This window comes from Gordonia insulae (assembly GCF_003855095.1).
Taxonomy (GTDB): domain Bacteria; phylum Actinomycetota; class Actinomycetes; order Mycobacteriales; family Mycobacteriaceae; genus Gordonia; species Gordonia insulae.
The window spans coordinates 2,249,320-2,263,891 of the sequence record NZ_CP033972.1 but is presented as its reverse complement, the minus strand read 5'-3'; the positions used below and the strand labels follow the sequence as shown (position 1 = coordinate 2,263,891).

General features: G+C 60.9%; 11 protein-coding genes. 5 read left to right on the top strand and 6 right to left on the bottom strand.

What is annotated here, in order from left to right:
- Positions 1-26 precede the first annotated feature (26 nt).
- Together D7316_RS10200 and D7316_RS10195 are read right to left on the bottom strand one after the other, a co-directional pair.
- Positions 27-1,523: a class I adenylate-forming enzyme family protein gene (locus tag D7316_RS10200; protein ID WP_124708178.1), complete on the bottom strand. Its 1,497-nt coding sequence runs from the start codon at positions 1,521-1,523 to the stop codon at positions 27-29.
- Between the two features lie 3 nt (positions 1,524-1,526).
- Positions 1,527-2,606, bottom strand: a complete 1,080-nt coding sequence (locus D7316_RS10195; protein ID WP_124708177.1) for an amidohydrolase family protein — start codon at positions 2,604-2,606, stop codon at positions 1,527-1,529.
- A gap of 152 nt (positions 2,607-2,758) precedes the next feature.
- Here D7316_RS10195 and D7316_RS10190 point away from each other — a divergent pair, with 152 nt between their 5' ends.
- Together D7316_RS10190 and D7316_RS10185 are read left to right on the top strand one after the other, a co-directional pair.
- On the top strand, positions 2,759-4,063 hold the full coding sequence (locus tag D7316_RS10190) for an acyl-CoA dehydrogenase family protein (protein ID WP_124708176.1): 1,305 nt from the start codon (positions 2,759-2,761) through the stop codon (positions 4,061-4,063).
- Positions 4,060-5,175: an acyl-CoA dehydrogenase family protein gene (locus D7316_RS10185; RefSeq protein ID WP_124708175.1), complete on the top strand. Its 1,116-nt coding sequence runs from the start codon at positions 4,060-4,062 to the stop codon at positions 5,173-5,175. Before D7316_RS10190 ends, D7316_RS10185 begins: the two co-directional genes overlap by 4 nt.
- A 59-nt stretch (positions 5,176-5,234) precedes the next feature.
- On the opposite strand, the gene D7316_RS10180 is transcribed toward D7316_RS10185, so the two are convergent.
- Positions 5,235-6,359, bottom strand: a complete 1,125-nt coding sequence (locus D7316_RS10180; RefSeq protein ID WP_124708174.1) for a serine hydrolase domain-containing protein — start codon at positions 6,357-6,359, stop codon at positions 5,235-5,237.
- A gap of 100 nt (positions 6,360-6,459) precedes the next feature.
- Here D7316_RS10180 and D7316_RS10175 point away from each other — a divergent pair, with 100 nt between their 5' ends.
- On the top strand, positions 6,460-7,059 hold the full coding sequence (locus D7316_RS10175; protein WP_124708173.1) for a TetR/AcrR family transcriptional regulator: 600 nt from the start codon (positions 6,460-6,462) through the stop codon (positions 7,057-7,059).
- A gap of 269 nt (positions 7,060-7,328) precedes the next feature.
- Positions 7,329-8,972 carry an AMP-binding protein gene (locus D7316_RS10170; RefSeq protein ID WP_124708172.1) on the top strand — a complete coding sequence of 548 codons (1,644 nt, stop codon included), beginning with the start codon at positions 7,329-7,331 and terminating at the stop codon, positions 8,970-8,972.
- A gap of 17 nt (positions 8,973-8,989) precedes the next feature.
- On the opposite strand, the gene D7316_RS10165 is transcribed toward D7316_RS10170, so the two are convergent.
- Complete coding sequence (locus D7316_RS10165; protein WP_232016853.1) at positions 8,990-10,660, bottom strand: AMP-binding protein; 1,671 nt, start codon at positions 10,658-10,660, stop codon at positions 8,990-8,992.
- 129 nt (positions 10,661-10,789) lie between these two features.
- Between D7316_RS10165 and D7316_RS10160 the strand changes: the two genes are divergently transcribed.
- Entirely contained in the window at positions 10,790-11,587 is a 798-nt protein-coding gene (locus tag D7316_RS10160; RefSeq protein ID WP_124708171.1) for an enoyl-CoA hydratase/isomerase family protein, read from the top strand.
- On the opposite strand, the gene D7316_RS10155 is transcribed toward D7316_RS10160, so the two are convergent.
- Complete coding sequence (locus D7316_RS10155) at positions 11,588-12,208, bottom strand: hotdog domain-containing protein (RefSeq protein ID WP_197718211.1); 621 nt, start codon at positions 12,206-12,208, stop codon at positions 11,588-11,590.
- Positions 12,205-14,484, bottom strand: coding sequence for a CoA transferase (locus D7316_RS10150; RefSeq protein WP_124708170.1), 2,280 nt, complete (start codon positions 14,482-14,484; stop codon positions 12,205-12,207). The genes D7316_RS10155 and D7316_RS10150 overlap by 4 nt, the downstream gene beginning before the upstream one ends.
- Between the last annotated feature and the right edge of the window lie 88 nt (positions 14,485-14,572).

Below are 14,572 nucleotides of genomic sequence, written 5' to 3'. Positions count from 1 at the left end.
TGTGCCGCCGCTTTGGGGTCGCTCGGCTACACCGTAGTACCGGTGTACCCAGTCTTGAGCTTGTTGCGCAACAGTTTTCCCGTCGCGGTGTACGGCAATGACTCGGCAAACACGACGTCGTCGGGTGTCCGGGAACCGCGAAGCTGTTGGCGGACATACTGACGAAGACCTTCCGCCGATGGGGATTCGCCGACTCCGGTGACGACAACCACAGCAACGATGCGTTCACCCCATTCGTCGTCGTCGGCGCCGAAGACGGCGACGTCACTCACGCTGGGATGTTCGACAAGGACAACCTCGATCTCTGACGGCGAGATGTTCTCACCACCCCGGATGATGGTGTCGTCTGAGCGCCCTTCAATGAACAGATATCCGTCCGGGTCCAGCGAAGCGCGGTCTTTGGTCGGGAACCATCCGTCGACATCGAGCACAGAACCAATACCGACGTATGTCCCGGACACCTGTGGCCCGCGGACCCAGAGTTCGCCAACCTCGCCCGTTGCCAGCGTGGTGCCGCCCGGACCTCGAATTATTCCCTCTACCCCGGGTACGAGCCGCCCGACCGAATCGAGACGCCGTCTGGCGACCGGATCGCCGGTGAAAGCCCGCCGATGATCTTCTGGACCTAGGACTGCCACGGTGGAACTGGTCTCGGTGAGCCCGTAGGCATTGACGAAGTCGACATCTGGAAACTGCCGCAGGGCCCGTTCGAGTACAGGCCGAGGCATTCGGGCTCCGCCATACGCGAGAGCGCGCAGCGACGGGGTGTCGGCGATGGTATCGCCAAGCTCATCGAGGATTCGCGCGAGCATCGTGGGTACGAGCATGGCGTTCGACACATTCTCCGAGCGCACCAGATCCAGCCAACCGCGGCCGGTGAAGTTGGGCAGATAGGCCATCCGCCGGCCGGCGTATATGTTTGTGAGCACCGTGCCCATGCCGGCGATGTGATACGGCGGGACGCTGACCAGCGCTGCCGAATCTTCTGGTGCCGAGGCGAATTCGACAGTCTGCAGGACGTAGTTGACCAGGTGTTCGTGCTTGAGGACCACCCCTTTGGGCTTCGAGGTGGTTCCGCTGGTGAACAAGATGACGGCGGCTTTGTCATCATTGACCGGGTGCTCGTCGAGCGGATCTGCACCCAGGGAGTTCGCGATCCATTCATCGGTGGTGATCACGCTCGGCAGAACCGGCCGGACCGTGTCGACGTAGGTGTGATCCACGACGATCAACGGGTTGGGCAGTTCGGCAATCTGATCGGCGAGTTGGTCGGGCGACAGTCGGTAGTTCAGTGGGGTCAGCGGTACCCCGGCCAGTCCCGCGCTGAACAGCAGGCACGGCACCACCGGACCGTTGAGACCTACGAAAACCAGAGATTGTGCGCCACTTTCAATGATCAACCGCGCACCGCCCGCTGCAGCCCGACGGACGCCACCGTAGGTGAGGGTGCGCCCGTCAGCGGTGAGCGCAACGCGTTCGCCATAGGTGTCCGCGGCCATCTCGAGTATCAATGCGATAGGCATCTACTAACGTGCCTCGTCTTGTGCGGTTCGTTCCGGGATGCGGAACAGTTCCGCGAACGTGCCGCGTAAGACCCTGTCTTGGATTGCCGGATCGACGCCGTCAAACAGTGTGCGCAGGGTCTCCTGAGTGTGACCGTATGTCCCCTCGAGGTGTGGATAGTCATCACCCCAGCAGACGTTGCGGTAGTTGGTCCCCTCGATGATCTGAACGCCGCTGATGTCGTGCTGGAACGATGCATACACCTGATGGCGAACGATCTCGCTGGGTAGGCGATCAAGCTTTGGGCGCACGAACATCCCGTGCTGACGGTAGGCCTCGTCCATGCGGTCGCCTATTGCGGGCACCCATGCTGCGCCGCCCTCGGCGATGAGGATTTTGAGGTCTGGATGCCGATCGAGGGCGCCACCTGCAACCATGTGCGACACAACCCTCATGCCTGGATACGTCGTCTCCATGTAGTTCACGACAGCCCCACCGGGGCCCCGGTACACGACGTTCTCACCGCCAGTTCCGATGTGGAAAGACAAAACCGTGTTGTGTTCCTCGGCGGCGGCCCACAGCGGCTCCCATTTGTCGAGGCCCCACTCTTCACCCGGCCTGGTCCCGCACGGCAGAAATACCGTCTGAAATCCCATTCCCACTGCCCGCTCGAGCTCAGCGACGGCGTCAGAGACATCCGCGATGGGAACGATCGCGGGAGTGAAGATGCGGTCGTTCTTCTGCAGAACTTCCTCGTAGGCCCAGTCGTTCCATGCGCGGACGACTTCGCGCGCGAGCTCGGGATCTTGGATCTCTACGGTCCAAAAGCCCATGGAAGGAAAGGCAAGCTGTGCCCACACGCCCTCTTGGTCAAGGTCTTTCAGTCGAATGTCGAGATCGCGAGCGCCCGGGGGGCGGATTGCGTCCATGAAATCGTTCAACTGTCGGTTGATCTGTTTGCCGTCGATGTACAGCACCTCAAATTTTTCGCCGCGTTCGGCGCGGGGCGCTCGGTCGGCCAGTCGTTGTGGCAGGCGCTGAGTCCAGAGGTCGTCGGGCTCTAGCACGTGAGAATCGGCGGAGTTGGCCCAAATCTTCGTCATGTGTCCCTCTTCTCGGTGGCGGTTAGGGGTCGCGCACAGTTCACGCGTCTACGCCGCAGCGGCGGCATCCCCTACTATACATGTATAGTAGGGGATGGTGTGCATCACAATCCGTACTCCGCATCATTACGAACTGCCTGAGGAGGATGGCTATGGCCGAACACGGTGGCGGTCTACGACCGGACACAGAAGATCCCAGCGCCTTTGAGCAATCGGCTCGACGATTCTTGTCGGCCACCGCGCGGCCGCGGACTGATTCGGCCAGGGAGTGGGGCCAAGGTAGAGACAGTGTCAGCTACTTCGCCAGTGGCACCGCGGAACAAGAACGAGATGCGGTTCTCGCCGCAAAGAAATGGCAGAGAACGCGATACGAAAACGGTTGGGGCTGGATCACTGGTCCATCCGAGTTCGGTGGGCTCGACCTGCCAGTGAACTATCAGATGATCTACAACTCAGTCGAAGCCGACTTCGACGTACCAGATACGAATCAGCTCTCGGTGGTAGGCCTGGGGATGATCGGACCGACCATTCTCGAACACGGCAATGATGAGCTGCGAGCGAGCCTGCTGCCGGCGATGTACAGCGGGGACAAGATCGCCTGTCAGCTCTTTTCCGAGCCGGGGGCGGGTTCAGATCTGGCATCCGTCGAGACCAGGGCTGTTCAGCAAGGCGATGAATGGATTCTGAATGGGCAGAAGGTCTGGACATCGGCTGCACAGCACAGCGCTATCGGCGAGATTCTCTGTCGCACAGATCCAGAGCTGCCGAAACACCGTGGCATGACAGCCTTCATCATCGACATGACGGCGCCCGGGGTCGAGGTGCGGCCACTGCGCCAGATGACCGGTGGCGAGGAGTTCAACGAGGTGTTCCTGACCGATGTCCGGGTGCCGGACGGTAACCGCCTCGGCGAAGTGAATGGCGGTTGGTCTGTCGCCCTGACCACGCTGACCAAGGAACGTGATGTCGTCGCGGGATCGGACACGGAGGACATCGACCGTGCGTTGACGCCCAAGCATCTGTCGGCTTTGATGCGAGCCACCTGGACCTGGGATGATCGTGCGCTGCGTCGAGACCTGAGCCAGCTCATCGCAGAAGCAATGGCGGTCGACGGTCTGAACGAGATGGCGGCCCAGGCAATGGAAACCGGCCAGGCAGCCGGTCCGGAACGCTCGATCGCCAAGCTCATGCACGGCAGAAACCTCACTCGCAGTGCGCATTTTGCTTCAGACGTACTGGGACCCCGAATCATAGCCGACAACGGCGATTGGGGCACGTACTCGTGGTCAGAGTTCCTCTTGGCATCCCCGGCGCTGCGAATTCTTGGTGGGACAGAAGAGATCATGAAGAACATACTCGCGGAGCAAGTTCTGGGATTGCCGAAAGACCCTGGAATCGACTCGAAGTCGCCTTTCCGGCCTCAGCGCCACGCCACGACAGGGGGAGAAGCACGATGACTGTTACCACACTGCAAGAACTGGCCGAACTCCGAGCCAGCGTCCGCAAGTTTCTTGAGACCAGGCTCCCCGAATCGAGGGTTCGTGAGCTGATCGAGACAACGACAGCCTTTGATGCCGAGATCTGGATGGAGATGAGCTCCGGTCTCGGGCTCCAGGGCCTGGCAATTCCCGAACGCTTCGGCGGTGAAGGCTACGGATTGCGCGAAGTGGCGGTCGTATTCGAGGAGATGGGCAGGACACTGGCGCCGACACCATACTTCGCCGCATTCGTTGCGGCGCAGACCCTGCTGGATTCGGGTGACGATGCTGCCTGTGCTCGGTACCTCCCCGCGTTGACCGACGGATCGAAGCTCGCGACGGTCGCTGCGGCGGAGCGCGATGGTTCGTGGGACGCCGCTGTCATCCGAACACGGGCCGAACTGAAGGCCGACCAAACCTGGGAGCTGACGGGTAAGAAGTTCTGGGTTCCCAACGCGGAGACCGCGGACGTGATCTTCGTTTTTGCGCGCACCACAGCGGGACCGACGCTGTTCGCGGTCGAGCGCAGCGACAAAAGCGTTCAGGTGGAGGCGATGCGAGTGCTGGACGGAACTCGACCACTGGCGACAGTCGATCTCGACGCCACCCCGGCCGTTCTGATCGGCAGGCAAGGTGGGGGCGGAAGGCTCCTGTCCCGAGTGCTCGACGTTGCCGGACTTGCGCTTGCATCCGAACAGGTGGGCCTCGCTCAGCGGTGTCTGGAGATGAGCACGATGTACGCCAAGACGAGGGTCCAGTTCGGCCGCCCGGTCGGTACCTTTCAAGCAGTGAAACACATCTGTGCCGAGATGCTTGCGCAGCTCGAAATGGCCAGGGCTGCAACTACCGTTGCTGTCAGAGCGTCGGAACAGAACACTGCCGAGTCGGCAGTGACTGCGGCAGCGGCGCACATCACGGCGTCAGCTGCGGCAATGTTCGTCGCCAAGGAGACAATTCAGGTTCACGGTGGCATCGGATTTACCTGGGATCACCCGGCGCACCTCTATTTCCGCCGCGCGAAAGCCTCAGAGATGCTGCTGGGAGGGCCCGCGCTCTCGCACGAGCGGCTCCTGGAGCGTTTGGGAATCTGATCGGAGGTTGGGGTGGCGGCGCGAGCAGCTGCCGCCACCCCGTTGATCGTCACCGATTGTCAGGCGAGACAGTCTGCCGCAAGATTGGCGATGTTGATGATCCGGTTCAGTCCGGCGCGGGACTGATCGTAGCCGGATGGCGGGTATCCGTTGGTCAGAAATGCGAACGACAATCCGGTGCTGGGGTCGCCGAAGGCGATCTGGCACGGTGCACCGCCGTGGCCGAAGGTCGTCGGACCCGTCGCTGTCGGCAGGAACGCACGCGACAGGCCGTCGTCGCCGACTACTGCCACGAAAAGTGCAATATTGCCAGGTACGCTGGCGGTGCCGCCGCGTTCACCTTCGATCGGCAATCTGACCCGAATGCGCAACGCGTCTTCGACGACATCGCGTCGCCAGAGCGGTGAGTGCATCAAGGCCTGGTACCAGCGTGCAAGGTCGGATGCGTTTGCAACCATCGAGTGACTTGGTTCGCCGGCAGCGAGGATCTCTGGTCTCGCGAGATACCATGGCCCCCACGGGTAGACCTCAGAGTTGTCGTCGGCGGCGCCCACCCGCACGAACGGTGCCACGTTGTCTTGGGCGGCGAGTGGTGGTCCGATCTCGATGCTGTCGAGGTGTAGTGGCTCGGTCAATGTCGAGCGGAGGTACTCGCTGATCGGGGAGCCGGTGACACGCTGGCACAGTTCGGCGATCACCCAGGCGGCAGAGGTCAAGTGAAACTCGAGTTTGGTACCCGGTGCCGAGGTCAGGCGCCACTTCGCGAACGCCTCGAGGCGCTTGTCGCGGTCGAGCATCTGAGGAAATGCGAGAGGCGCCAGCGGGAATCCGCCCATGTGGGTGAGAACCTGCTCAACGGTGACGATGTCTTTGCCATTACTACCGAATTCGGGAATGTACGACGCGACCGATCTCGAGATGTCCAACAGTCCATCGGAAATCAGCTTCCAGACCACACCGGCCACAACGGGCCTGCCGGCTGACTGCAGTACGTACCGCGTATCGGTGGTTGCTTGCCCAAACGCTTCGAAAGCGTATTCCTCGTCGTTGACCGAGACTGAGACCTGCGCCGATGGCAGTGTGCCGTTGTCAATCTCAAGTCGGATGCGGTCTAGCAAGATGTTGAGTCGTCGATGGTCGACTCGTTGAGGCTGCAATGGATGCTCCTTTGTGTTGTGATACATGTTTCACGTACTGGCTTGGGGTGCCGACGCACGAAGAATCGAGTTGTACGAGTAAAGTTCGTACCTTGGATGAAGTTCGTGTCACGAAAGGCAGGCGAGGGTGGCCACCAAGAAATCTGTTCGCGAGCGCAGCCCCTTGGGGCGTGTCGCTATCGCGGCAACCGCGACCGAGATGATCCGGGAACGCGGGATCGAGAAGCTCACGATGCGCGCTGTAGCAGCTCAGCTGGGGGTGTCGGCAATGGCGCTCTACCATCATGTAGAGGACAAGGATGAACTCCTCCGACTTGTCGGTGATGAGCTGCTCGGTCAAATCGACCTTCCTGATCCCGAGTCTGGTGAATGGCGGGACCTGTTCACGTACACCGTGAACGCCTCGATTGACTCTTTGCTGAGCCTTCCTGGATTGAGCTCGGTGGTCTTGACAAGCAAGTTGCTCCCCAACGCCCGACGTCTGTTGTTCTTCAGCATTCGACAGTTCGAACGAGCGGGGCTGGACCGCGATCGTGCGCAAGAGGCGTACGCGGGCGTGCAACAACTCGTACTCGGTCACCTTTTGGTACACGAGAGTGCCAACTTTCAAACCGCGCCGACCTCCCACCCGGATGCCGATATGTCGGCGTATCTGATGCAACTCCGTTCTCGCAAGAGTTTCGATCATGCGCTCGCCGGTCTGTTGGATCATTATCCGCCTTCGTAGCCGAGCCGCGCCGGCTCTTCCGGTTCCGTTGCGTGACGACTCTGAGGTGGAGTGCTCTTGCCTACTATACATGTATAGATGGCATTGTTAGTATGGTCTCATGCGCTTGATCACCGATTCTGGTTGCGGTACTGGCCACTGCCGACGCCATAGCGAAGCCCCGGCGTGGTGGATGCCGACGAGGGTGGGCAACCGTCGTCGCTGGGCGGACAAGTTTCACCATTGCGAATCCGGCAGCTTTCTGCGGCGAGATACTTCGGGAATGTCCGGTGGCGAAGGTGGAAGTTGTCCACGCATCGTGGAAGGGGTTGCTCGTGCAGGTCTATAAGGACGGCGGTGTCCGTGCGGACGATGTGCCTGCAGTCGCTCGGCCCGACAGCTTCTTCCAGTACGCGGACCTCAACCCCGACCGCATCGCGGTGGTCGAACCCGGTGGGACATCCCACACGTTTGGCGAACTACACCGACTGGCCAACCGAATCTCACACGCGTTGCGCGCAGCAAACATTGTCGCCGGTGACCGCGTTGCGCTGTTGTCGCCGAATTGTGCGGACTTCCTGGCAATCCTGCTGGGTGCCGAACAGGTTGGCGTCAAGGTGGTTCCAGTGAACTATCACCTCACCGCACCCGAAATCGCATATATCGTCACGAATAGTGACAGCAGGCTGCTGTTGGTGCACGCGAACTACGAGTCGGTCGCTCAACTGGCGATGGCGACAGCATCATTGCCGTCTGACCGGTGTCTCCTGCTGGGACCGTCCACGTCCTCCGGTCGGAGGTTCTCGGATCTCATCGACCAGTACAGCGAGGACCCACCGTTGGACCGCGTGCACGGATCGGTGATGATGTACACCTCCGGCACGACTGGCAGGCCCAAAGGCGTCAGTTGGCCCTCGCGGGAGGTGGATCCGGAGTCAGCTGCCAGGGCGCTCGATCCGTTGATGGCACTGCGTGGAATGCAGCACGACGTCGCAGCGGTCAGTCTGGTGAGTGGACCGCTATACCATGGAGCGCCCCTCGGCTGGGGGACACAGGCGCTTCATCACGGGCACAGTCTCGTCCTCATGGACAAGTGGGACAGCAGAGAGTTCTTGAGGCTCGTTCAGCGTCATGGGGTCACCACCGCTCAACTGGCGCCTATCCACTTCTACCGTCTGTTGCAGCTCACCGCCGATGAGCGGGCACAGTTCGATACCAGCACGCTGCAGGTTGTATCGCATTCGGGCGCACCAACCCCGGTCACTGTCAAACGGCACATCATGGAGTGGCTGGGCCCCGTTCTCTACGAATATTATGCGTCGACCGAAGGTTTCGGCACCAGCATCTCGCCCCAGGACTGGCTCGAGCATCCGGGCAGTGTCGGACGTGTTGACGGCAACGGCGCTGATATGCAGATCCTCGATGAGGACGGCAACGGCGTCGGCGCAGGAGTGACCGGAACGCTGTGGATTCGGAATCCTGGGGGGCTGGCATCGGAATACTTCGGCGATGCAGAAAAGACCGTGTCAGCGCGGCGCGGAGAGTACTTCACGACTGGGGACATGGCGTACATCGATGGCAGCGGATGGCTGTATCTCGTCGACAGGCGCACCGACATGATCCTTTCCGGAGGGGTGAACATCTATCCCGCAGAGATCGAGGACGTGATGCGGACCCATCCCGCTGTGGACGACGTCGCCGTGCTGGGTCTGCCCGACGAGGAGTGGGGGCAGCGAGTGCACGCGGTGGTGGTGCCGGCTGCGGGTCATCGTCCCGATGATCACCTCGCCTCTGAGATCCTCGGCGAACTTGCTCACTCGGTTGCGAAGTACAAAGTACCCAAGACCGTCGAGTTTCGCGACTTGCTTCCGTACTCCGCGTCAGGAAAACTGTTGCGACGCGTTCTCCGTGAGGATTTGGCCGAGTCGGAATGATCTGAATGTGACCCGCACTAGTGCGGAGTCTGGACTCGCAGACTCGCCCGGAGATCGGATTTCCGGACTTTACCTGCAGGCGTCCGCGGAAAGTCCGCTGCGTGATGCCGTACTTCTTCTGGCCACTTGTATTTGGAGATCTGTGCAGCTGCCATGTGCGCGGCGATCTCGGCAACGGATGGTGCGTCGAACCCCGGTGCCGGGCGAATGAATGCACAGGCGTGTTCACCTGTTCGCGGATCTGGGGCAGCGACGACCGCGACATCAGAGACCTGTGGCATGGAGATGAGTACCGACTCGACTTCGGCAGCGCTGATGTTCAATCCTGACCTGATGATGATGTCCTTCTTGCGGTCCAGTACCGAAAGACAGCCGTCGTCGTCGATCGCACCTATGTCGCCGGTTCGGTACCATCCGTGGGCGAACGCTTCGGCGTTCAGAGAAGCATCGGTGTAACCGGAAAAGAGGTCGGGGCCCCGACTGAGGATCTCACCGGCATGCCCCGTCGTCACATCTATGCCGGCGTCGTCGACTATTCGAACTTCTACTCCGGTGCACAGGGTCCCGTCTGTGTTCGCACGCATGTGCAGGGGCTGATCGGGGCGACCCAGGGAAATGCTCGGGTGCTCGGTGCATCCGTATCCCCGCCACGCTCGAACTCCCAAATCATCTGCCCGCGTGATCAAATCAGGTGGCACCGAGGCACCCCCGAGGGGAGCCATCTCGATGAGTGAATGGTGGGCTGGGGTGCAGTCGGGATGATCGAGGAGGGAAGCCAGGAACAGAGGTGCACCGCTACCTGCCGACAAGTCCTCACTGATCATGAGGGCGAGCACCTGACCGGGATCCCAGTAGTCCAAGAGGTGAATGTCTTGCCCCAGCAGGGGCGGGACAAGAACTGATATGAGCATGCCGGTGACGTGGCTGACCGGCGAAGTACTCACCAGGGGGTGTGAGCGTCGGTCCAGCAAGGGTGACATGTGCAGTCGGGAGTCGGCACAGAGGGCTCGGTGACTGAGGAGAACCCCTTTGGGTACACCGGTCGTGCCGGACGTCCAGCCGATGACGGCGGGCGCAGCGGGATCGACGATGGCGGGTTCCGAAAGCGGATCGGTGTCGAGCAGATCGTGGAAGTCGAGGACGCCCGTCGGTGTGGCCCGGTCGCCGACAGCGATCACGTGCTCGAGTTCCGGATACTCGGATCGCATGTCGAGCACACTGTCGAAGTCGAACGCGGCCTTCTGCCAATTCGCGACTATGACCACTCGTGCGCCGGACTGCCGCAGGGCCATTCGGACTTCACGAAGGCCAGATGCACTCGCCACGGGCACCAGGACCGCACCGAGGAGAACGAGCCCGTAGAACACGGCGGCGGCCTCGACACTGTTCGGTAGCTGGAAGGCAACAGAATCCCCAGGCCGCACGCCACGACGCCGCAACCCTGTCGCCACGCGTCGAGCCATCTGTGCAACGTCGAGAAGTGTCCCATTCCAAGGGCGTTCGTTTGAGTGGACTCGGAACAGGCGGGCCTCCGACCGGCTCAAGGCATCAACGAGCAGGCTCGGCAATGTGTTGCCGTCCCACCACCCTTGCTGCCGGTACCCGTCCGAGATCGCCGTCTCCGGATCGACGGTTTGCCACGTTGTCATCGTCTCGACACCACCAGTGCTATACATGTAAAGGGTCAATTGAACGATACGTGACGTGTGCATTATTTTGAAGCACTTCACGAATGAGCCCGCCGATCAGTGGCGCATCCCCGGACCGGGACGCTGATCATGTGCCCACAGCGAAGCCGAGCGTAAGGAATGACTCCGATGTCAAACGAGAAGTCTACGTACAGCCTGCCCCCTGAATTGCAGGTCACGAGTGATGGTCCAGTGCGGATTCTGACCATCAATCGACCCGAGGACCTCAACGGGGTCAATCGTGCGCTGCACCAGGCGCTGGCGGGCGTGTGGGCACAGATCGGCGACGATGCGGATGCCCGCGCGGTCATCATCACCGGTGCCGGTGATGCCTTCAGCGCCGGTGGGGATTTCGCATACATGCAGGAGAATCTCGATGATCCGGAACTGCGGGCGAAAACGATCGAGGAAGCCCGCGCAATCGTCGGTGGGATCGTGCGCTGCAAGCTACCGGTCATCGCCGCGGTCAACGGGCCCGCTGTGGGCCTCGGGTGCAGCCTTGCCGTTCTCTCCGATCTGGTCCTGCTCTCGGATCAGAGTTTTCTCGCTGATCCGCACCTACGAATGGGACTGGTTCCTGGTGATGGAGGGCTGGTCTGGCCGTTGCTGACTAGCTTATCGCGTGCAAGAGAGCATCTTTTCCTTGGGCAACGGATCATGCCGGCTGATGCTGTTCAATGGGGCCTTGCGAGTCGGGTCGTGCCGTCGGGAGATCTCGCGAGAGAGGCGCTTTCCTTGGCACATCGGCTGGCAGCGGTGCCCCAAGCTGCATTTCAGTCCACCAAGTCGGCTTTGAACTCATACGTCGAAATGCACCTGGACAACGCCTTTGACATCGCCTTCACGGGTGAGCTGGAGAGCATGAGTTCACCCGAGCACCGAAATGCGGTCGATGCTGCGCGGAACCAGTCTCGAGCGCAGTCTTGATCAGGGCTGGCCGGGGCGAAGTTCTACGAACAAACCGTCGGCATCAGCAACTACGACATCCCCGTCGCGTAGGCGGGCAGAGATGTACCGCTTACGCCCCTCCTCGCGATCGAACGTTGCCTCGAGTTCCAGTCGCCGACCGATCGGGGTGATGTGGCGGTAGTTGACGTGGAGATAGGCAGTGCGCGCGACCTTTCGGCCGCCACCACTGCTGAGCCGCCCGAGGACTTCATCGAATAACAAGGGTAGGGCGCCACCGTGTGCAGCGCCGTTGCCGCCAAGGTAGAAGCGTGTGAAGGTCACATGGGCCTCGACACGTGAGTCGGTCCAGGAGTCCACAACGTGGGGGACCAGAAACGGATGCCCTCGGCCAGGAAGGTCGGTCCGGGTCCCGACCGGCGCCTGTGCTTCCGGTACCTCGTATTGTTCCAACTCACTTGCGATCTCGGAGAGATGTCGGGCAACAGCCACAATCGTCTCATTGGGGGCTGAGGCCCCCACGACCGCATCTTGAAGACGACGAACCTGCGTCAGCAGGTCTGGGTAGCCCGCACCGCCGCGGTTGGCCATTGGTCCGAGATGGCTCCAACTGTCCTGTTGTCTGTCGTGGTCGCCGGTCATCGGGGAATGAAGGCAACGTCGGTGACCACAACGGTTCCGTTGTCTGTCATCGCCGACATCGCGGCGTCCTCGAAGCCGAGATCTGCCAGTATTTCCGACGAATGTTCGCCGAGAAGGGGGACAGGACGATCCAGCGTCAAGTCGAGGTCATCGAAGACCCAGAACGCTCCTGCGTTGTCGACTCGCCCATAGACCTTGTGCTCGGTGTGAGTTGCCAGCTTCACTCTCTGATTATCCGGGTCGTCAAAGAACTCGTCCTGGTAGTCCACACGGACAGATTCTGCCGGTATGCCACTTTCGCCGAGTAAGGCGAGTGCCTTGTCGACGGACAATGCGGCGAAAGCTGCTGCCAGCGTGGTCTCACTCGTAGCTCCCACCGCCTCCCGCAGCCGGCCGACTTTGGTTTTGCCGACCGCCGCGACTGCCACCCATCCATCCCCGGTCCGGTAGACGCCATACCCCTCACCGACGAGCTTCTGATCGTGGTCGAGCTCGGGTGTCGGCGCAAAGCTGCCGTCGGGAAGTATCATGGTTTCGCTGTTCAGGGTGGCGGCGATCCCCATCAAGGAGGCTGTCACCATGTTTCCGTTCCCGGTCCTGTCTCGCTGGTAGACAGCGAGGAGTGTTCCGACAAGCGACGACAAGGCGGTTTGGAAGTCGAGGGGTGCGCTGCGAATCCACATCGGGGGATTGCCTTTTCCGGCTCCGGCGTCCATGTGTCCTGAGTACGCCTGCGCAATGGGGTCGTATCCTGGCCAATCCGCTCTCGGGCCTTCCGAACCGTACGAGCTCACATGGCAGTAGATGAGGTCGGGTTTGATCTTCCTCAAGGTCGGCTCGTCGATTCCGAGAGACTCTGCTGCGGGTCGGCGCAGGTTGTGATGTACGACGTCCGCCCACTTGACGAGGCGTTCGATTACGTCGCGGGACTCATCCTTGGTGAGATCGATTGCCAAGGAACGCTTTCCGCGTTGACAGCCGATGAACATCAATTCCGAGATACGCATCCGATCGCCGGTTGTTGCTTCGACCTTGATGACATCTGCTCCCATGTCCGCCATGAGGGATGGAGCGAATGGGCCGGCCAGGAACATTCCGAAATCGAGGACTTTGAGCCCCTCAAGGGGGCGCCGGGGGTACGGACCCGACGGTGATACGGAGAGTTCATTTCGGGCAGACCATGATTCGCCCTGGTGTTGACCCAGGGTCGGTGCCGCCGATTGAACCATCCCTGCCGGTGACAGGTGAAATGGGTTGGTGCTCTGGCGTACTTTCCCCCACACGGGGTCATCGACTTCCGTGACGTGACCGTTGGCGATCACTTGTGGATCCTTGAGGACCTCGCCGATGCTATAGACCATGCCGGCCGGTACGTCGCCGTCCCAGAATGCTTGAAGCCACTCGCCAGAGTCTCGCTGCTCGAACATCCTTTGCCACAGATCCTTTTGCTCCGGCGTAGGCATCTGCTGAAACGGAACGAATACGTACTCTTCGCCCATCATCGCTATCGTTTCGATGACGAGTGGGTTCTCCATGAAACCACCGAGTGTTTGTATCCAACGGCCATCGGCACATCTGAAGAGCGTAATCGCCGGGAATGCCATACGTTTGGGGAGTGGGATCTTGGCGATCAGGAACTCGGTCGGATGCTCTTCGCGGTTCCAGAAGCACCCCATTGCGGCGTATGCGCCCTGCTGCAGGCTTGTGTGGGCAGGTCCGGCCTTACCTGTTCTTTGTCGAAGGATCAGTCGCGCCAGTATTCCGGACGCCGCCAGATAAGCTGCGGTCCAGCTCGCGAGCGGCAGTCGCAAGTGAGTCGGGCCATCGTCGTGACCCATCTGCTCGTCCATCATCGCTGTTTGAGCCTGTACGAGTACTTCGTAACCCGGCTTCTCGGCGTCAGGGTGTGTGCGCATATACCCGGTCACCGCACTCACGATCAGGTGTTGATTGTGCTGCGAAAGCGTCTGATCGTCGAGGCCTAGCGCTGCGGCCCGCGCTGGGCTGAATCCGTGGACGAGGATGTCTGCTTCTGCGAGGAGGCCGAGGAGATGATCACGGCCCTGCTGCGTATTCAGGTCGAGGACGATGCTCCGTTTACTTCGATTCCAGTTTGAGAACGCTGCCGGGTGGTGTTCCCGGATCGGGTCGCCTTCCGGATGCTCGATTTTGATGACGTCCGCACCGGCTTCGGCGAGGAGGCGGGTGGCCATAGGCCCCGCGAGTCCCGACGCGAGGTCGATGATGCGGATGCCCTCCAGGATCGAGTTGGTCATCGCAAGTCCTTTCAGAAAATGGCTCTAGCTGCACAAAAAGCAACCGAGGTATACGTGTACAGTCTAGTTTGATCGAGACTGTTTTCGC